This window comes from Rhodoferax sp. XS2R6, from assembly GCF_056521365.1.
In genome coordinates this window covers 373,137-391,432 of sequence record NZ_JBWMAY010000002.1, presented here as the reverse complement: position 1 = coordinate 391,432, position 18,296 = coordinate 373,137, and the positions used below count along the sequence as shown (strand labels likewise).

Genomic DNA, 18,296 nt, shown 5'->3' with positions numbered 1-18,296 from the left:
ACACCACGGGATCCCCCATGACCGACTTTCTCCAACTGCTCTTCAGTGGCATGGCCACCGGGGCCATCTACGGCCTGGCTGCGCTGGGCTTCACCCTGCTGTGGCAGGCCAGCGGCACCATCAACTTCGCCCAGGGCGAATTTGTCATGCTGCCCGCTTTCATGATGCTGGGCTTTCTGAGCTTGGGCGCGCCCATGGCGGTGAGCTTCACCATGACCGTGGTGCTGGCGGTGTTTCTGCTGGGTTGGGTATTCAAGCGGGGCCTGGTGGACCCGCTGTTCAAGTACGGCATGATGCCCATCGTGGTGGCCACCATCGGCCTGTCGATTGCCATGCGCAACGGCCTGCGTGCCGGTTACAGCGCCGAGGCCCACCCCTTCCCCAGCCTGTTTGCCGACAAGTTGTTCAACATCGCCGGCGTGACCATCACGCTGGCCGATGTGGGCACCTTCAGCATTGCGCTGGTGCTGGTGTTTGCAACCCAGGCCTTCATGACCAAAACCGTGACCGGCCGCGCCATGCAGGCCGTGGCGCAAAACACCGAGAGCGCCTCGGTGCTGGGCATCAACGTGCCGCGCATGATTTTTTATGCGTTTGCCATCAACGCCGTGCTGGCCGTGGCTGCGGCACTGCTGGTCACCCCCACCTATCTGGCCAAGTTCGACATGGGCGAGAGCCTGGGCAACAAAGCCTTCTTCGCAGCCATCATCGGCGGCTTCAACAATTCGCGTGGCGCGCTCTTGGGCGGGCTGATTGTGGGCGTGTGCGAAAACCTGGCCGCGGCCTACATCTCACCGGCCTACAAAGACGCGGTGGCGCTGGTCATCTTCATGGTCGTGATTTTGTTCAAGCCGCAAGGCCTGCTGGGCAAGAAAGTCGAACGCAAGGTCTGACATGAAAAAACTCACTCTCATTTTGATAGCTGCTTGCGCAGTACTGCTGCTGGCTGCACCGCCTTTTCTTAAGAATTATGGGGTGTACCTGCTGTCCTACTGGCTGGTCTTTGTCATTGCCACCATGGGCCTGAACCTCACCGTGGGTTACGCCGGGCAAAAGTCCCTGGGGCATGCGGCCTTCTTTGGCATCGGTGCCTACACCGTGGCCATCATGATGAAGGCGGGCATCAGCTTCTGGCTGGGCTTGCCGGCAGCCGCGCTGATCTGCTTCTTTGTCGGCATTGCGCTGGGCTTTCCGGCGTTGCGCGTGCAGACCATTTACCTGGCCTTTGCCACCCTGGGTTTCAACACCGCGGTGTGGCTGGTCATGCGCAACGAAGAGTGGCTGACCGGCGGCACCTTCGGCATCAACAACATCGCCCGCCCCAGCCTGGCCGGCTTTTCGCTGGAAGGCAACCTGGCCTACTACTACTTCGTGCTGGGCACCGCCGTGCTGCTGGGTGCCCTGCAGTGGGGCCTGCTGCGCAGCCCCTGGGGCAAGGCGTTTACCGCGCTGCGTGACAACCCGATCCGTGCCGAGAGCCTGGGCATCAATACCCGCTCTTACACGCTGCTGAGTTTTGCCATTGGCGCCGTCTACGCGGGCATTGCCGGCGCGTTGTTCGCCTCGCTGGTGCAGTTCATCGAGCCTGCGCCCTTCACGGTGGGTGCGTCCATCATGATGTACCTGATGGTCGTCGTGGGTGGCCCGGGTTACTTCCTAGGCCCGCTGCTGGGCTCGGCCGTGGGTGTGATCCTGCCCGAATGGTTGCGTTTTGCACAGGCCTGGTACCTGTTTGTCTTTGGTGCCGCTGTGGTGCTCTTGATGATCTGGCTACCCGATGGCCTGCTGAGCATTCCCGACCGCATCAAGGCCAAGCGCCAGGCGCGCGAAGCCAGTGCTGCCCGCGCTGCAGCCGCCCAACAACAGGGAGCCCAACAATGAGCCAGCCCGTCCTTAAAGTGACCAATATCAAAAAGGCCTACGGCGCCATCCAGGCCGTGGGTGGCGTGTCGTTTGAAGTGATGCCTGGAGAAATCTTCGGCGTCATCGGGCCCAACGGCTCAGGCAAAACCACGCTGTTCAACAGCATGCTGGGCCAGATCACGCCGGACGCAGGCCAGATCGAGCTCAACGGCAAAGACGTGACCCAAGCCGGCCCGCTGGAACTTAACCGCCTGGGCGTAGGCCGCACCTTCCAGACCCTGCAGGTGTTTGGCAAGATGACCGTGCGCGACAACTTGATCGTGGCCGCGCAGGAGCACCAAGGCAGCATGCTGAGCCGCATGTTCGCGCCCTCCGATTCGGGTCTGGGTGCCAAGGCCGATGCGCTGATCGACCAGTTCCGCATCCGCCACGTGGCCGACAAAAAAGCCGGCGAGCTGAGCTACGGCCAGCAGAAGCTGGTGGACATTGCCATGGCTTTCATGAGCGAGCCCGACCTGGTGCTGCTGGACGAGCCCTGTGCAGGCGTGAACCCCAGCCTGGTGGGTGGCATCAGCACGCTGCTGAAAGAGCTCAACCGCAACCCCAAGTTCGGCAAGAAAAGTTCCTTTGTGGTCATCGAGCACAACATGGACTTTGTGATGGACCTGTGCCACCGCATCATGGTGATGGTGGAGGGCCAGGTGCTGGCCATCGGCACGCCGGAAGAAATCCGCAGCAACAAACAGGTGCTGGACGCCTACCTCGGGAGCTGAAGCATGACCACTGACACCTGCATTGAATTCAAGGACGTGGTGGCGGGTTACAAGGATTTCATGATCCTGAACAACCTGTCGTTCAAGGCCAAGCGCGGCACCATCACCCTGCTGCTCGGGCCCAATGGCGCGGGCAAGTCCACCGTGCTCAAGGCGCTGTTCGGCCTGCTCAAGCCGCGCCAGGGCGACATCCTGCTGGACGGCGTGAGCGTGGCCGGTGCGACGCAAAAGCAGCTGTTGGCCCAGGGCATTGCTTTTGTGCCACAGGGGCGAAACCTGTTTGGCCAGCTCAGCGTGTGGGAGAACCTGGAGCTGGGCGGCATCACGCTGGGTATGAAAACCACACATGAGCGTATTCCTGAAGTACTGGAGTTCTTCCCGCGCGTGAAGGAACGTCTGCACTCGGCCGCCTCTGCCTTGTCCGGCGGCGAGCAAAAGCAACTGGAGATTGGCCGCGCCCTCTTGCTGCGCCCCAAGGTCATCCTCATCGACGAGCCCTCCATCGGCCTGTCGCCCATGGTGGTGGCCGATGTGTTCAAGCTCTTGCGCAAGCTGGCCGACCAGGGCACCACGGTGCTCATGGTGGAACAAAACGTGAAGAGCGCGCTGAAGATTTCGGACGAGGCCATTGCGCTGGAGTCGGGCCGCCTGGTGCTGCAAAAGCCGGCATCGGAATTGCTGGCGGACCCGAACATCGAACGCCTGTTCCTGGGCGGTGCGCACCAAGCCAGCGCAGCACCTGCGACGGTTTAATTTCTGGATTTTTAGGGAGTCTTTATGGCCAACACCACCACCCCACGCCCCAGCGGCGCAGACCGCGAACACATTGACGAAGGCCCCAACCCGCTGGGGCTGGAAGGCATCGAGTTCATCGAATACGCCACGTCCAAGCCGCAGGCGCTGGGCCAGGTGTTGGAGGCCATGGGTTTTCGACCGATTGCACGCCACCGCTCGCGCGAGGTCCTGCTGTACCGCCAGGGTGATATCAACGTCATCGTTAACGCGCATGGCCGCGGCGCAGCCCTCACCGAGAAGCCGGTGATTGCCGCCATCGCTCTGCGCGTGCAGGATGCCACGGCCGCCTACCAGCGCGCACTCACCCGCGGCGCCTGGGCCGTGCCGGTGCAGGTGGAGGTGATGGAATTGCACATTCCGGCCGTGCATGGCGTGGGCAACAGCCGCATTTATTTTGTCGACCGGCACCGCGAGTTCTCCATCTACGACGTGGACTTCACCCCCGTGCCCGCGGTGGATAAGAACCCGCCCGCCATCACCGGCCTGCATTTCTTTGGGGTGGTGCAGTACATCGGTAACGACCGTGTGGACGACTGGACCGAGTTTTACAGCGCGCTGTTCGGCTTCACCGCACTGGAGCCCGAAACCCGCTTTGGCATCTTGCCCAAAGGCCGCATTCTGCAAAGCCCGTGCAAGACTTTTTACCTGCAACTCATCGAGCCCGAACCTGGTGTGCTGGACGTGGAAGACGACGAGTGTTTCCAACGTGTGGGCCTGGGCACGCCGGACGTGCAAGCCACCGTGGCCGCGCTGCGCACCCGTGGCGTGGACTTTGTGCCGTCCAAAGACCCGGCGCAGGACGACAAGGGTGCGCTGACCCGCCCGACCATGGGTAACGCCATGTTCGAGCTGGTCCACCACGTGCGGAGCTGAACGCCATGAGCCAATTCGAAGGCAAATTTGACGACTTCGGGATGGATACCATCTCGCTGGCCGGTCCGCTCAAGGCCAAACTCTCCGCCATGAAAGCCGCTGGCTTCACGCAGGTGATGCTGCTGGCCCGCGACCTGGTCGGCCACCCCGATGGCTGGCAGGCCGCGGTGCAAGAAGTGAAAGACAGCGGCCTGCGCGTCACCGGCTTCCAGGTATTGCGCGACTTTGAAGGCCTGTCGGGCCACCTGCACGAGTACAAGGTGGACATTGCCAAGAGCATGATGGAGATGTGCGCGGCGCTGGACTGCCGCGTCATGCTGGCCTGCTCCAGCACCTCGACCCACGCCACGGGCGACAGCGACGCTTTGGTCAAGGACCTGCGCAAGCTGGCCATGCTGGCCATTCCCATGAACATCAAGATCGCCTTCGAGGCACTGTCCTGGGGCCGCACCATCAACGAGTTTCCACAAGCCTGGGACCTCATCATGCAGGCCGACATGCCCAACCTGGGCCTGGGCTTTGACTCCTTCCACCTGTTTGCTACCAAGACCCCGCTGGACGAGCTGGAGATTCTGGACCCCAGCAAAATCTTCCTGGTGCAGCTGGCCGACTTCATGTGGAACGAAATCAAGACCGTGGAGGAGCGCATTACCACGGCGCGCACCTTCCGCGTGTTCCCCGGCGAAGGCGTGCACAGCGAAGCGCTGGCCGAACTCGTGCTCAAGCTGCACCAGCTGGGCTACCGCGGCGACTACAGCTTTGAGGTATTCAACGACGACTACCAGCAAATGCCGCTGGAAACCGTGGCCGCACGCGCGCGCCGCGCAGCCCTGTGGCTGGGTGAAGACGTGCTGCGCCGCTCGGTGCCTCTGCCCAACCAGCTGCGCCTGAAACAAGCCGTGCGCTGAGATGCCATGAGCAGTGTGTTCGACGATTTCTTGCACCCACCCGAGGTGCTGGATGCCTTTGGTGCCCAGCGCTTTGTAGCCGCCATGCTGCGTGTGGAGGCTGCGCTGGCACAGGCACAAGCGCAGTGCGGCGTGATTCCGGCCTCGGCCGCAGTCTCCATCGTCGGCACCTGCAAGGTCGATTTGTTTGATGCGCCCAAGATCGTGCGCGACAGCGGGCGCGCGGGCAGCCTGGCGATTCCGCTGGTCAAAAGCCTCAAGGAAACCGTGGGCCTGTTCAACCCCGACGCGGTGCCCTATGTGCACTTTGCCTGCACCAAGCAGGACCTGGTGGACACGGCCACCGTGCTCATCACCCGCGATGTGCTGGAGCGGCTGCGCACCGATGTGCAGCGCTGCGCCCAGCGCCTGCAGACCCTGGGTGCCCCCGATGCCGCAGCCCCCCTGCTGCGCGGACTGCAGCGGCTGGCGCACAGCGCCACCGACGCCCTGACCGTCCAACTCAGCGGCACGCTGGCCCAAACGCCAGACCACGGCGCCGAGGTGGTGCGCCTGGTGGCCCAGCAGCTGGGGTTGGCCGTGCCTGCCGCACCCTGGCACACCCAGCGTGATGCCTGGGTGGCGCTGGGCTGCGATGTGGGCTTGCTGATTGGCAGCTTGGGCACGCTGGCCAAGGGTATGGCCCGTGATGCCGGGCCCGAGCAGGTGCCTGCGGGCTGCCTGGTCGCCCTGGCCATGGCCAAACGTGCACCGCAGCGGGTCGCCAGCCTGCTGGCTTCCATGCCCGAGGCCTTTGAGCGCGGCCTGGGTGTCTGGCAGGCCGAGCAGGCCGACTGGGCGCAGCTGCTCATCTCAGCCCACGCCAGTGCCAACGCGCTGTGCCAGTCGCTGCAGCACGATGCGAGGCACTGGGCCAACGCGCCATAAGGTAAGGCCCATACGCAATCGGCAGCGCACCAGTACTTTTTTGGCGCTCGCCTGCACCGCTAGGGAAAGCCCTAGCCGATATTGAAGGCACGGTACAAACCAGCGCAAGCTGGGTATTGGCGCAAGACAGTACCGGGCCCTAACCTCCGCTCCAGTGTGTCACTGGATCGTATGGGTTATGAAAACAAAACGTTGTTGGAATCGGCTGCACGTGGCTGTGCTGTGCCTGGGTGCGTGGGGGGCAAATTGCCTGGCCACCGATATCACCGTGGCCACGGTGAACAACCGGCAGATGATCGAGATGCAAAAGCTCAGTGTGCATTTCGAAAAGGCCAACCCCGACATCCGCCTGAAGTGGACCACCATGGAAGAGGCCGACCTGCGCCAGCGCGTGAGTGCGGACGTCACCCACAAGGGCGGCCAGTTTGATGTGGTCACCATTGGCATGTACGAAACACCGATCTGGGCCGCCAAGGGCTGGCTGCGCGAGATCACGCCCACCGACGCCTACAACGTCAAGGACCTGATCCCCACGGTGCGCGACGGCCTCTCGTACAACAAACGCCTGTATGCCGCGCCCTTCTACGGCGAAGGTTCGATGACCATGTACCGCACCGACCTGTTTGACAAGGCCGGGCTCAGCATCCACAACCGCCCTACCTGGGAACAGATTGCCGCGGCTGCGGCCAAGATCCACAACCCCGCCGCCGGCGTCTACGGCATCTGCCTGCGCGGGCGTGCCGGCTGGGGCGACAACATGGCTTTGCTGGGCACCATGGTCAACACCTTTGGGGGCCAGTGGTTTGACATGGCCTGGCGTCCGCAGATCCACACCAAGCCGTGGAAGGATGCGGTGTCGTTTTACGTGAAGCTGCTCACCCAGTACGGCCCGCCCAACGCGGTGGCCAACAGCTTCAACGAAAACCTGGACCTGTTTGCCCAGGGCAAATGTGGCATCTGGGTGGACGCCACCAGCGCCGGTGGTGCACTGATCGACCCCAAGTTCAGCAAGGTGGCCAGCGTGACCGGGTTCTCGCTGGCCCCCACTGCGGTTACCCCCAAGGGCGCGGGTTGGCTCTGGTCCTGGGCCCTGGCCATACCGGCCAGCAGCAAAAATGCCGATGCGGCCCAGCGTTTTGTGCAGTGGGCTACGTCCGAGCCCTACCTGCGCCTGGTGGCCCAAACCAACGGCTGGGCGGCCATGCCCTCCGGCACCCGCCTGTCCACCTACCAGCGCCCCGAGTTCACCAAGGCCGCGCGTTTTGCCATGACCGAGGCGATTGCCATGGTGACCGCCAACCCGCGCGATGCCACCGAGGGCAAAGCTCCCTATGTGGGCGTGCAGTTTGTGGCCATCCCCGAGTTTCAGGACATTGGCGAGATCACCGGCGCCGAGATCCGCGATGCGCTGGCGGGCAAACAAACCGTGGACCAAGCGCTGCAAAAGGCGCAGGCCAAAACCGACCAGCTGATGCGCCTGGCCGGCTACTACCCATGACCAGTAACACCGCCATGCCAAGCCACACCGTCTGGACCATCGGGCGCCAACTGGGCGCCGCCTTTGCCGCCGTCGTCGCCCTCGTACTGCTGCTGGCGCTGACTGGCTGGAGCCGTATTGCGGCCATCAACCAGGACTTGCAGTCACTGGTGGACCAGACCCTGCCCACGCTCACCGCACTCAGCGAAGTGAACGACCGGCTGCAGCTGGTGCGCACCGCCGAGCTGAGCCACCTGGCGGCGCTGACCATGCCCGCCAAGGACCGGGAAGAAACCGCCATCAAAACTGCCGCAAAAGCGCTGGACACGGCCCTGCAGCGTTACACCGCCACCGGGGGTGCCCAAGACCAGGCGGCCGAAGTCAAAACACTGACCGATGCGCTGGCCCAATTCAATGCCTCGCGCAGCACCTTCCTGCAAATGTCCAACTCGGCCGCAGGCGCTGAGTCCGAACGCGCGGTGGAGGCCAGCGACTATTTCACCGGACCCAGCCAGCTGGCCTACCAGGGCGCTTACGACGCCGTACAAAAACTTTGGGCGGCCCATGTGGCCGAGGCTGAAACGGCCAAGGCGGCTGGCCGCAGCTCGGTGCAGCGGGCCAACCTGATGCTGGCCGCGGTGTCGGCCATGTCGGTGCTGCTGTCCATGGTACTGGCCGTGTTCATCACGCGGCGCCTGTTGCGCCAGTTGGGCGGGCAGCCGGCCTATGTGGCGCAGCTGGCGCGCAGCATTGCCGATGCCAACCTGGCCACCCCGATTGCGGTACGCAGCGGCGACACGCGCAGCGTGGTGGCCGCCATGGCGCGTATGCAGGCCTCGCTCACGCGCATCGTGCACGCGGTGCGAGACGGGGCAGACGGCGTGGCCACCGCTAGCGCCGAAATTGCCCAGGGCAACCACGACCTGAGCAGCCGCACCGAACACCAGGCCGGCGCACTGGAAGAAACCGCCGCCAGCATGGAAGACCTGAACGCCAAAGTGCGGCAAAACGCGCTGAGCGCGGGCCACGCCAACCAGCTGGCGCTGGAGGCCTCCGCCGTGGCCGTGCAAGGGGGTGACGTGGTGGGCCAGGTGGTGCAGACCATGAAGGGCATCAATGAGGCCAGCCGCAAGATCGAGGACATCATCCAGGTGATTGACGGGATTGCATTCCAGACCAACATCCTGGCGCTGAACGCAGCGGTGGAAGCCGCCCGTGCGGGAGAACAGGGCCGTGGTTTTGCGGTGGTGGCATCCGAGGTGCGCAGTCTGGCGGGCCGCAGTGCCGAGGCGGCCAAAGAGATCAAACAACTCATCAGCACCAGCGTGCAACGCGTGGAGCAAGGCACGGCGCTGGTGGACCGTGCGGGCAGCACCATGGCCGAGGTGGTGAACGCCATCCGCAAGGTAAGCGATATCGTGGGTGAGATCAGTACCGCCAGCGCGGACCAAAGCGCCGGCGTTTCACAGATTGGGGAAGCCGTGGGCGAAATGGACCAGGTGACGCAACAAAACGCCGCGCTGGTGGAAGAAATGGCAGCCGCAGCCAGCAGCCTCAAAGCCCAGGCCAGTGCGCTGGTGGGGGTGGTTTCGGTATTCCAGACCGGGGAGGAAACGCTACAAAATCAGGAGCTGCTTGCGCATACTCCATAAGGGCTACAGGCCTAAAACACTATAAAACGCGGGGCAGCGTGACGGTGATGGAGGTGCCCTGTGGGTCGGACACGTCCAGCGCCACATCGCCACCCTGGGCCGTGGCCAGCAGCTTGGCCGAGTAGGTGCCCAGACCGGTTCCACCGGGCTTGCCGTGGGTCACAAACTTGTGGAAAAACCGCTCCTGGATGTCGGCCGGCACCGCGCCCTGGTTGTGGATCAGCACCTGCAGCGGATCGCTGCCCTTCAGCGCCACCAGCACCCGGCCCTGCGCCGGCGACGCCTCGCAGGCGTTTTTAATGAGGTTCTGGAACAGCGAATAACACAGCATCGCATCCCCCAGCGCCTGCGGCGGGGCCTGCTCGGGTGCGCTGTCGGACTGCAGCTCCACCACCACCGGCTTGCCCGCGTAGGTGCTGTTGGCAATTTCCACCAGGCGGCTCAACACCTCGGCCAGCTTTACCGGCTGGGCCTGCAGCGTGAAGCGCCCGGTCTCGATCTTGTAGAGCTCGGACGAGAGGTTGATCATGTCCAGCACTTGCAACGTGGTTTGCTCCGTCAACCGCAGCTGTGCGGTCTGGTCGGGGCTGAGCCGGCTGTCCTGCGCCAGCGATTGCACCAGGCCCAGCACACCGGCCAGCGAACCCTTGAGGTCGTGCCGCGTGATGTGCTCCACGTCCTCGCGCAGGCGCGCGGCCTCCTGCATGGAGTCGTAGTCCGCCTGCAGCTGTTTGTGCAGTTCCACGTAACGCAAAAAGTTGCGCACACGGGGCTTGAGCACATCGGGGTCTACCGGTTTGGTGACAAAGTCCACCGCACCCATCGAGAGGCCCTTGAGGCGCGCATCGTTGTCGGTCATGGCGGTGACAAAAATCACCGGAATGTGTTCGGAGCTGGGGTGCTCGCGCATGCGCTGCGCCACCTCAAACCCGTCCATGCCCGGCATCATGATGTCCAGCAGCACCAGATCCGGCGGTGTGTCGGAATGGCAGATGGCCAAGGCCTTCTCGCCGTTGGAGGCCACACGCACCTTGTAGTCGTCCTTGAACAAGGCGGAGAGCAGGTGCAGGTTGTCGGGCGTGTCGTCCACCACCAGGATGGTGGGGCGTGGCGCCACGGCTGCGCTGGCTGGTGCGGCGGGGGCCGCAGCCTGCGCATCGTCCCCGTCGCCGCCCAGCTGCAAGGCGGGTGCGGGCTGCAAGGCCCGCGCAATGCGCGACTCCAGGTTGGCCGCCGAATAGGGCTTGACCAGAATATTGCTCACCCCACAGCCAATCGCCTCCTGGATACGGGTGCGCTCCACCTCGGCCGTGATCATGATGAAGGGCAAGAGGCGCAGCTTGGCATCGCTGCGAATGGCCTTGAGCAGATCCAGCCCGTGCATCACCGGCATGTTCCAGTCCGAGATCACCACGTCAATCGCCTCGGTTTGCAAGACCTTGAGCGCCTGCACGCCATCCTTGGCGGTGAATATTTTGCTATGGCCCAGGCTCATGAGCTGGTTGCTGGTGACCTTGCGCATGGACTCAAAATCGTCCACCACCAAAAAGGCCAGGGCGCTCACGTCGCACCCCCGACGCCTGCAGTGCTGAGGTACTGGGCCTTCTTCTCCAGGTCGGTGTCGGAGTCGGCATAACGCTCGGCAATGGCGCGAAACTCTTCCTGGATCTCCAAAAAGCCGTCCACGATGTCGGGGTCAAAGTGGCTTGCCCGGCCCTGCACGATGATGTCCACCGCCTGCGCGTGCGACATGCCCTCTTTATAGACACGGCGGCTGATCAGCGCGTCATACACATCGGCCAGGGCCATGAGCCGTGCCGAGATCGGAATGGCGTTGCCGCTCAGTCCTTCCGGGTAACCCGTGCCATCCCATTTTTCCTGGTGGTACAGCGCAATGTCCTTGGCCATGCTCAAAAACTCCACCTTGGTGCCCAGCGCGTCTTCGGCATGCGCAATCGCATCGCGGCCCAGGGTGGTGTGGGTTTTCATGATCTCGAACTCTTCGGGCGTGAAGCGGCCGGGCTTGAGCAGGATGCAGTCCGGAATGCCCACCTTGCCAATGTCATGCAGGGGCGCCGAGCGGAACAACATCTGGATGTTGTAGGGCGTCAGGAAGCTGGTGAAGCGCGGGTGCTGTTTGAGCGCCTCAGCCAGCGCTTGGACGTAGTACTGGGTGCGCCGGATGTGGTTGCCGGTGTCGGAATCGCGCGTCTCGGCCAAGGAGGCCATGGCCAGGATGGTGACCTCCTGGATGGCCATCACCTCCTGCGTGCGCTTGGCTACCTCTTGCTCCAGAAAATCGTTCTTGTCGCGCAAAAAATCGGCACTGGCCTTGAGCGAGAGCTGGGTGGCCACACGCGCCAGCACGATGGACGGACTGATGGGTTTGGTGATGTAGTCCACCGCGCCCAACTCCAAGCCTTTTTTCTCGTCCTCGGTTTCCGATTTGGCGGTCAAAAAAATCACTGGAATGTCGCGCGTGGTCGCGTGCGCCTTGAGGCGGCGGCAGACCTCGTAGCCGTCGATATCCGGCATCATGATGTCCAGCAAAATCAGATCCGGCGGGTTGTCCGACATGGCGATCTTCAGGCCCTTGTCGCCATGGTTGGCCACCTTGACCTTGTAATGGTCCTTGAGCAGGGCCGACATCAGGCTCAGGTTCTCGGGCGTGTCGTCCACCACCAGCACGGTGGATTTTTCGGTGAAGTCGAGTGAGTTCATAGCCTGGGGTCCTGGTTCATGTGTCCATGGCAGCCTGCGCCACCGCCGCATTCAAGGCCTGCAGGGCCGCTTCAAAATCGAAAGCATCCACCGCCGCTTCCACCGCGCGAAAGCCCGGCCCCCACGCCGCACGCAGCAGCGCCGCGTGTTGCCGTAGCACGTCGGCAGCCTCCGAGTCGTCGTCGGCCAGCAAAGCCGCCAATTGCTGGCTGGCCGCCGCCAGTTGCTCCGGGTCCACCGCAGTGCTGTCCGGCACCGCAACGTCAGGCGGCAAGGCAGCCCCCAAATCGGCCAGCAACTGGGTCAGCAGGCTGCGGGGCTTGTCCATCAAATCCTGCACCTGCGCGGCGGGTTCTTGGTCGTGCAGCGCGCGCTCCACTTTGGCCATGGCGGCCTGCAGGTCGCTAGCACCAATGTTGCCCGCCACGCCCTTGAGGGTGTGGGCCATGCGCTCGGCGGTGGCGCGGTCGCCCGCCTCCAGCGCCTGGACCAGCGGCTCCAGGCCAGCCTGGTTGCCAGCCACAAACTTGCGCAGCAGGCTCAGGTACAGCGCCTCCTTGCCCATCACTCGGCGCAGGCCCAGTTGGGTGTCCAGGCCCGCAATGTCGCGCGGAATGGTTTCGCTGCCACTGGCAAATGGCGCTGGCAAAACGGCCTCCAGCGGCTGACCTGCGGCCCCCACCAAAACAGACGCCTGGCCCAGACCAGCCCGCGGGCGAATCCAGCGTGCCAGCGCCTGCCATAGCGCATCGGGGTCAATCGGTTTGGTGACAAAGTCGTTCATGCCTGCGGCCAGGCAGCGGTCCCGGTCCACCTGCATGGCGTTGGCCGTCATGGCCACAATGGGCAACTCGGCGTGGCGTGCATCCTGGCGGATCTCTTCGGTCGCACTCACCCCATCCATCACCGGCATCTGCATGTCCATCAGCACAATGTCGTACGGGGTCTGGGCCGCCATGGCAGCCACCACCTTGTCCACGGCAATGCGGCCGTTGTCGGCCACGTCCACCACAAAACCGGCATCGCTCAACAGCTCTTGGGCAATCTGCTGGTTCAGGTCGTTGTCCTCCACCACCAACACCCGCGCACCACGCAACGGGGCTAGCAGACCCAGCGCCGTGGTCGAGCGCGCCGCATAGGGCACGCTGTCCTGCGCATCGGCATGGCCCAGCACGCGCAGCATGGTGTCAAACAGCACCGAGGCATTGACCGGCTTGATCAGCACATCGTCAATGCCCGCCTCCTGCGCACTCTTGATCACTTCTTCACGGCCATACGCGGTCACCATGATGGGGTGTGGCGCAGGGCTCAAGCCCAGGGCCCGGATGCGCTGCGCGGTTTCAATGCCGTCCATGTCAGGCATCTGCCAGTCCAGCATGAGGATGTCAAAGCCCTGGCCGCGTGCTGCAGCCTGGCGCACCTTGTCGATGGCCTCGCGCCCGGAGTAGGCGGATTCCACGGTAAAACCAATCGAACTGAGCAGGTGGGCCAGCACTGCGGCGGCGCGTTCGCTGTCGTCCACCACCAGCACGCGGCGGCTCTGGATATCGTGGCGGGACAGGTGCAGCTGCGCTTGCGCCTCGCCCAGCCCCAGGCGCGCGGTAAACCAGAAGGTGGAGCCCTTGCCATGTTCGCTCTCCACGCCCACGGCGCCGCCCATCAGCTCGGCCAAACTCTTGCTAATGGCCAGGCCCAGGCCAGTGCCACCGTATTTGCGGGTGGTGGAGGTATCGGCCTGCTGGAAGCTCTGGAACAGCCGGTCCATCTGCTCCTGCGTGAGGCCAATGCCGGTGTCGCGCACCTCAAAGCGCAGCAGCGCCTCATTGTCCGAGCCCTCCTTGAGGCGCACCGCAATGCTGATCTCGCCTTTTTCGGTGAACTTGATGGCGTTGTTGGCGTAGTTGATGAGCACCTGCCCCAGGCGCAGCGGGTCACCAATCAGGCTTTGCGGCACCTCGGGCGAAACATCACAAATCAGCTCCAACCCCTTGGCACTGGCCTTGTCCACAATCACCGTGGCCACGTTCTGCAGCACCTTGTCGAGCTCGAACGGGATGCTCTCCATCGACAGCTTGCCGGCCTCGACCTTGGAGAAGTCCAGGATGTCATTGATGATGCCCAGCAGGTGCTGGCCGGACTGCTGGATCTTGCTCACGTAGTCGTGCTGGCGTGGAGTGAGTTCGGTTTTCAGGGCCAGGTGGGACATGCCAATGATGGCGTTCATGGGCGTGCGGATCTCGTGGCTCATATTGGCCAAAAAGTCGCCCTTGGCCTGGCTGGCCGCATCGGCGGCATCCTTGGCGCGCTGCAGCTCTTCAGCAGCCTCGCGGGCGGCCGTGATGTCTTCCAGCACCCAAACTGTGCCCCATTCGGGGTGTTCCATGTCCAGCGCACGGCCATGCACACTGGCCCAGAACAGGCTGCCATCCTCGCGCTGGTAATGCTGCTGTCCGGTGTACAGCGCTCCCTGGGAGATCACGGCATAGGCCTCGTCACCGGCCTGCGCATAGGCCTCGGGGCTGGCGTACAGCAGCTCGGTCGACTGCCCGCGCAGTACCTCCGGGCCATAGCCAAACATGGTCTCGATGGCCCGGTTAAAACGCTTGATCTTGCGGTCCACGGTCAGCAGCACGCCCAGGCTCACGGCCTCGAAAATCACGCGCTGCTCCTGCGCGGCCTCGGCAATGGCGCGCTCGGCAGCCTTCTGCTCGGCCACGTCCACAAAGGTGCCCACCAGCCCGGCAGGCGCGCCATCGGCCCCCGCAAAGCCGGAGACAAAGTACAGCGTTTCGTGCGCGCGCCCGTCGGCAAACGGCATCACCATCTCGCGCTGGGCGTGGCCGGTGGTGGCGATGATGGCCTCGTCCTCAGCCTGGTAAGCCTGGCGGTCTTCGGGCGGCAGGTATTCCAGGTCCAGCACGCGCTTACCCAGCAGATCGGCGCGCTGCACACCAAACACACGCTCATAGGCCCGGTTCACGCCCAGAAAGCGGGCGTCGGCCCCCTTGTAGAAGACGGGATAGGGAATGGTGTCCACCAGCGCGCTCTGGAAGCTGGCCTGGGCGGCCAGGTGGGCCTCCATGGCCTTGCGCTGCTCGTCGCGCTGCTTCAGCTCGTCAATGCTGCGCACAAAGCCGGTCCACAGGGTGCTGCCATCGGCCTCCAGCTTGGGCGTGGCCGCCAGGTTGACCCAGTGCGGTGTGCCACCCGGGTCGCCCACCCGCATGTCCAGGTTGCAGGGCTCCAGCGTTTGCGAGGCGGCCGCCCCAAAGGCTTGCAGCTGGCGGCTGTCCTCTACGTGCACGCGGCTGAAAAACGCGACGCTGTCGGCCACGATGGCCTGCGGGAGCACGCCCCACAGCGCCTCGATTTGGTGGCTGAAGTAGGTAAAGTTCAGACGACCCGCCGTGTCGCGGTGGGCCCGAAAAATGGCCAGTGGCAAGGCCTCGGTAATTTCGCGCAACTGGTCTTCCGCTGCACGCAGGGCGGCGTCTTTTTCCAGCCGGGCAGCGGCACCGGCCAGCTCCATCTGGCTGCGCATGGACTCGGCCTGCGCGGCAATACGCTGGCGGCTCTGGCGCAACGTGGCTATGGCAAACAGCAGGGTCAGCCCGCACAAAAACACGGTCAGGGCTGCATTGGTGGTGAGCTGCGATTTGACCTCGGCGGTACGCGCATCCACTGTGAGCGCCGAGGATTGCCCGGCCTCCACAGTCAGGTCGCGGATCGGGTCCTTCAGGGCGTCAAGCAGGTCTTTCAGCTCCTGCAGGCCCGCAGGGTCGGGCTGGCGGCGGGCATCGGCGTTGCCAAAGGTGCGGTCCGCCAGCGCCATGAAGTCTTTGAGCGAGGCCAGCGCCTCTTTGTAGACCTCCTGGTCGTTGATCAGGCCGCGCATATCGGTGCGGTCCAGCGCACTGGTGCGGCTGACAAAGATGTCGTAGCGCAGCTGCAGCTGCTCCATGGTGATGCTTTGGGAGGACAGGACGCGCTGGTTCAGCGCGTTGCTGAAGCGCAGGTACTCGCTCTCCAGCTGGAAGAAGGTCCAGAGCGCCTCGCGGTCGCTCTTGAGCATGACGCGCTTGAGGCTGTCGTGCTGGCGGAACTGCACCACGCCAATGGCGAGGTACAGCCCCGCCAGGCCTGCAACGATCAGCGCCATCAGCAGTTTGCTGCGCTTCATCGGCCGCACTCCCGTGTATGGTGAAGCGCCTTACTGCACGATGAGCCGCGCCAGCTGCCAGGCCGAGCGGTTGTAGTAGACCTGCGACTGCAGCTCGGGCTTGGCGTCCAGCGGGTAGACCACAAACAAAGGGCCTTTTTCGCGCACCGGCATGGGCTTGCCGTTCATCAACCTGGCCAGAATCACGTCGTGCTGGGTGGCATCGTCAAACGGAATGTCGGTCTTGTAGTCGTTCAGGGCCACCGCCACGATCTTGCTGCCCTTGGCACCGGCGGCGGCCAGCACATCGCGCAGCAGCGGCCCGGTGAACTCGGCACCGGCCGGGTACCAGGGCGACTTGGTGACCACCTTGCGCTGCGGCAGCTTGGCCAGCATCTCCATGCTGAAGACGGCCGTCTTGCCCGCATTGGTGACGCTGACATTCCCGGAGATGGTGAGCACCACCGGATCGGTGGGTTTGTCCAGCGCCCAGGCAGCAGGCGCCAGTGCAAGACAGGCGCCCAACAGCAAGGCGGTGGTGGAAGAAACTGCGGCCATAGTTGTGCTCTTGACAGATTTCATTGGGTTCCCCTGGTAGCCGATTCGCGGGTGCTGCACGTGACTGGCGTGCAATGGCGAAGGGCATGCGCATGTATATCACATGCGACCCGGTTCAGGCCGCAATGTCCCCAGTCCCGGTGTAGAGTGATGCCGCTGCGCTACGGTGGCGCAGCATCCCTTTTGCAGGAGCGCCATGTTCACCACCCTTGCCACCATTTGGGTCCTCCACGTTGCGGCCATGATGAGCCCTGGCGCCAACGTGCTGCTGGTGTCCCAACTGGCCGCCAGCGACCACAGCGCCAACGCCCTGCGTGCGGCCCTGGGCATCACCGTGGGCGCGGCCATCTGGTCGGTGTCGGCGGTGTTGGGGGTGAATGCGGTGTTCAGCGCCTTCCCCAGCCTGCGCCTGGGGCTGCAGGTGGTGGGCGGCGTGTATTTGTTGTGGGTGGCCAGCCGCCTGTGGCGGGCCAGCGGCCCCGAGCTGGGTGGCGCAGGCGCCAGCATGTCGGGCTGGTCGGCGTTTCGCCGTGGCTTTCTGACCAACATCACCAACCCCAAGTCGGCGCTGTTTTTTGGCAGTGTGTTTGCTGCGTCGTTTCCCCACGCACCCAGCCACACCCTGCAGGCCGCGGCGGTGGTGATGATCGTGGGCAACGCCCTGCTGTGGCACACGCTGCTGGCCTACCTGTTCTCCCGCCAGCGTGTGCGCCAGGCCTATGCCCGTGGCAAGACCAGCGCCAACCGCGTGGCCGGGCTGCTGCTGGGCACCATGGGGGTGGGCTTGCTGGCCGCCACCGCCCGCGAAGCGCGCGGATAAACAACACAATTTGCTCCTAAAACAGGAGCTGCTCGCGCATATTCCACAAGGTCCAGGGCCATATTTCGTTCAAATCACCCGTTTGGGGGATGGTGCTTTTTGCAAAGCACGACAGAATCGGTGCGCCTTACGCCCTTCGCTTTACCCCAGGAACCCCATGGACAGCCTTGCACTGCTCATCTCCCCCGCCTACGCGCCCTTCACCGGCGCCTTGCTGGCCGTTATCGTGATCCTGACCCTGGAGGTAACGCTCACGGCCCTGGCTGGCTCCGGCTTGTCGGACATTCTGGATTCGCTGATCGAAACCCAGTCCCTGCCGGACTCCAGTTTCACCAACTGGCTGCTGGTCAAGGAGCTGCCCATGCTCATCGTCATCTGCAGCCTGCTGGCCAGTTTTGGCATCTGCGGCCTGCTGCTGCAGGGCGTGATGACCCACGCCTTCAGCCTGCCCCTGCCTACCTGGCTGGTGGTGGGCCTGTCGCTGCTGGGGGCCTTGGCTGCCGTGCGCACCATGGCCAAGGCGCTGTCCGGACTCAAGCTGGTGCACAGCGCGGCGGTATCGCCCGCCAGCTTTATTGGCCAGCGTGTCACCCTGAACAGCCCCCAGGCCAGCCAGGGTTACGCCGGTGCCGCCAGTTTTATCGACCGCTACGGTGCCACCCACACCCTGATGGTGGAGCCCACCCTGCCCGACGTGACCTACACCGCGGGCGAGGTACTCACCGTGGCCGAGCGCGTTTCCATCGCGCTGTACCGGGTCAGCAAATAAA

15 protein-coding genes are annotated in these 18,296 nt (G+C 63.9%); 11 read left to right on the top strand and 4 right to left on the bottom strand.

The genetic code is table 11. The features are described 5' to 3' along the window. Positions 1 to 17: 17 nt before the first annotated feature. The 9 genes from AC097A_RS08330 to AC097A_RS08290 all read left to right on the top strand — a co-directional run bounded on the left by AC097A_RS08330 (position 18) and on the right by AC097A_RS08290 (position 9,268). A complete protein-coding gene (locus tag AC097A_RS08330; protein WP_315848973.1) occupies positions 18 to 893 on the top strand; it encodes an ABC transporter permease subunit in 876 nt (291 codons plus the stop codon). Between the two features lies 1 nt (position 894). Next, positions 895 to 1,881 carry a branched-chain amino acid ABC transporter permease gene (locus AC097A_RS08325; protein ID WP_479620478.1) on the top strand — a complete coding sequence of 329 codons (987 nt, stop codon included), beginning with the start codon at positions 895 to 897 and terminating at the stop codon, positions 1,879 to 1,881. Next, on the top strand, positions 1,878 to 2,636 hold the full coding sequence (locus tag AC097A_RS08320; RefSeq protein ID WP_105260469.1) for an ABC transporter ATP-binding protein: 759 nt from the start codon (positions 1,878 to 1,880) through the stop codon (positions 2,634 to 2,636). The genes AC097A_RS08325 and AC097A_RS08320 overlap by 4 nt, the downstream gene beginning before the upstream one ends. Positions 2,637 to 2,639: 3 nt before the next feature. After that, on the top strand, positions 2,640 to 3,389 hold the full coding sequence (locus tag AC097A_RS08315; protein WP_315480077.1) for an ATP-binding cassette domain-containing protein: 750 nt from the start codon (positions 2,640 to 2,642) through the stop codon (positions 3,387 to 3,389). Positions 3,390 to 3,413: 24 nt separating this feature from the next. After that, the gene (locus tag AC097A_RS08310) at positions 3,414 to 4,304 is read left to right on the top strand and encodes a 4-hydroxyphenylpyruvate dioxygenase (RefSeq protein WP_105260467.1); all 891 of its coding nucleotides are present in this window, start codon (positions 3,414 to 3,416) and stop codon (positions 4,302 to 4,304) included. A gap of 5 nt (positions 4,305 to 4,309) precedes the next feature. After that, the gene (locus AC097A_RS08305) at positions 4,310 to 5,212 is read left to right on the top strand and encodes a sugar phosphate isomerase/epimerase family protein (protein WP_479620477.1); all 903 of its coding nucleotides are present in this window, start codon (positions 4,310 to 4,312) and stop codon (positions 5,210 to 5,212) included. A 6-nt stretch (positions 5,213 to 5,218) separates the two neighbouring features. Further along, positions 5,219 to 6,139 (top strand): lyase family protein, encoded by a 921-nt coding sequence (locus AC097A_RS08300; protein WP_479620476.1) that lies wholly within the window; start codon positions 5,219 to 5,221, stop codon positions 6,137 to 6,139. A 178-nt stretch (positions 6,140 to 6,317) separates the two neighbouring features. After that, complete coding sequence (locus AC097A_RS08295; RefSeq protein ID WP_479620475.1) at positions 6,318 to 7,637, top strand: ABC transporter substrate-binding protein; 1,320 nt, start codon at positions 6,318 to 6,320, stop codon at positions 7,635 to 7,637. Continuing rightward, positions 7,634 to 9,268, top strand: a complete 1,635-nt coding sequence (locus tag AC097A_RS08290; protein ID WP_479620474.1) for a methyl-accepting chemotaxis protein — start codon at positions 7,634 to 7,636, stop codon at positions 9,266 to 9,268. Before AC097A_RS08295 ends, AC097A_RS08290 begins: the two co-directional genes overlap by 4 nt. Before the next feature lie 19 nt (positions 9,269 to 9,287). On the opposite strand, the gene AC097A_RS08285 is transcribed toward AC097A_RS08290, so the two are convergent. Genes AC097A_RS08285 through AC097A_RS08270 form a run of 4 tightly spaced genes read right to left on the bottom strand, consistent with a single transcriptional unit; the run spans position 9,288 to position 16,706 of the window. Beyond that, positions 9,288 to 10,832 carry an ATP-binding response regulator gene (locus AC097A_RS08285; RefSeq protein ID WP_479620473.1) on the bottom strand — a complete coding sequence of 515 codons (1,545 nt, stop codon included), beginning with the start codon at positions 10,830 to 10,832 and terminating at the stop codon, positions 9,288 to 9,290. Further along, on the bottom strand, positions 10,829 to 11,989 hold the full coding sequence (locus AC097A_RS08280) for a response regulator (protein ID WP_479620472.1): 1,161 nt from the start codon (positions 11,987 to 11,989) through the stop codon (positions 10,829 to 10,831). Before AC097A_RS08280 ends, AC097A_RS08285 begins: the two co-directional genes overlap by 4 nt. A gap of 16 nt (positions 11,990 to 12,005) precedes the next feature. Next, on the bottom strand, positions 12,006 to 16,169 hold the full coding sequence (locus tag AC097A_RS08275) for a PAS domain-containing hybrid sensor histidine kinase/response regulator (protein ID WP_479620471.1): 4,164 nt from the start codon (positions 16,167 to 16,169) through the stop codon (positions 12,006 to 12,008). A gap of 30 nt (positions 16,170 to 16,199) precedes the next feature. After that, complete coding sequence (locus AC097A_RS08270) at positions 16,200 to 16,706, bottom strand: putative pterin-binding protein (RefSeq protein WP_315495703.1); 507 nt, start codon at positions 16,704 to 16,706, stop codon at positions 16,200 to 16,202. Positions 16,707 to 16,902: 196 nt separating this feature from the next. On the opposite strand from AC097A_RS08270, the gene AC097A_RS08265 reads away from it, so the two are divergent. Next, positions 16,903 to 17,526 carry a LysE family translocator gene (locus tag AC097A_RS08265; protein ID WP_479620470.1) on the top strand — a complete coding sequence of 208 codons (624 nt, stop codon included), beginning with the start codon at positions 16,903 to 16,905 and terminating at the stop codon, positions 17,524 to 17,526. Positions 17,527 to 17,683: 157 nt separating this feature from the next. Further along, entirely contained in the window at positions 17,684 to 18,295 is a 612-nt protein-coding gene (locus tag AC097A_RS08260; RefSeq protein WP_161499890.1) for an OB-fold-containig protein, read from the top strand. Position 18,296 lies beyond the last annotated feature (1 nt).

What these genes read in the sequence shown, in the direction of transcription:
- AC097A_RS08280 (WP_479620472.1), bottom strand. Translation starts at nt 11,989, where the DNA reads ATGAACTCACTCGACTTCACCGAAAAATCCACCGTGCTGGTGGTGGAC.
- AC097A_RS08270 (WP_315495703.1), bottom strand. Translation starts at nt 16,706, where the DNA reads ATGGCCGCAGTTTCTTCCACCACCGCCTTGCTGTTGGGCGCCTGTCTT.
- AC097A_RS08275 (WP_479620471.1), bottom strand. Translation starts at nt 16,169, where the DNA reads ATGAAGCGCAGCAAACTGCTGATGGCGCTGATCGTTGCAGGCCTGGCG.
- AC097A_RS08320 (WP_105260469.1), top strand. Translation starts at nt 1,878, where the DNA reads ATGAGCCAGCCCGTCCTTAAAGTGACCAATATCAAAAAGGCCTACGGC.
- AC097A_RS08295 (WP_479620475.1), top strand. Translation starts at nt 6,318, where the DNA reads ATGAAAACAAAACGTTGTTGGAATCGGCTGCACGTGGCTGTGCTGTGC.
- AC097A_RS08290 (WP_479620474.1), top strand. Translation starts at nt 7,634, where the DNA reads ATGACCAGTAACACCGCCATGCCAAGCCACACCGTCTGGACCATCGGG.
- AC097A_RS08260 (WP_161499890.1), top strand. Translation starts at nt 17,684, where the DNA reads ATGGACAGCCTTGCACTGCTCATCTCCCCCGCCTACGCGCCCTTCACC.
- AC097A_RS08300 (WP_479620476.1), top strand. Translation starts at nt 5,219, where the DNA reads ATGAGCAGTGTGTTCGACGATTTCTTGCACCCACCCGAGGTGCTGGAT.
- AC097A_RS08325 (WP_479620478.1), top strand. Translation starts at nt 895, where the DNA reads ATGAAAAAACTCACTCTCATTTTGATAGCTGCTTGCGCAGTACTGCTG.
- AC097A_RS08330 (WP_315848973.1), top strand. Translation starts at nt 18, where the DNA reads ATGACCGACTTTCTCCAACTGCTCTTCAGTGGCATGGCCACCGGGGCC.
- AC097A_RS08310 (WP_105260467.1), top strand. Translation starts at nt 3,414, where the DNA reads ATGGCCAACACCACCACCCCACGCCCCAGCGGCGCAGACCGCGAACAC.
- AC097A_RS08305 (WP_479620477.1), top strand. Translation starts at nt 4,310, where the DNA reads ATGAGCCAATTCGAAGGCAAATTTGACGACTTCGGGATGGATACCATC.
- AC097A_RS08265 (WP_479620470.1), top strand. Translation starts at nt 16,903, where the DNA reads ATGTTCACCACCCTTGCCACCATTTGGGTCCTCCACGTTGCGGCCATG.
- AC097A_RS08315 (WP_315480077.1), top strand. Translation starts at nt 2,640, where the DNA reads ATGACCACTGACACCTGCATTGAATTCAAGGACGTGGTGGCGGGTTAC.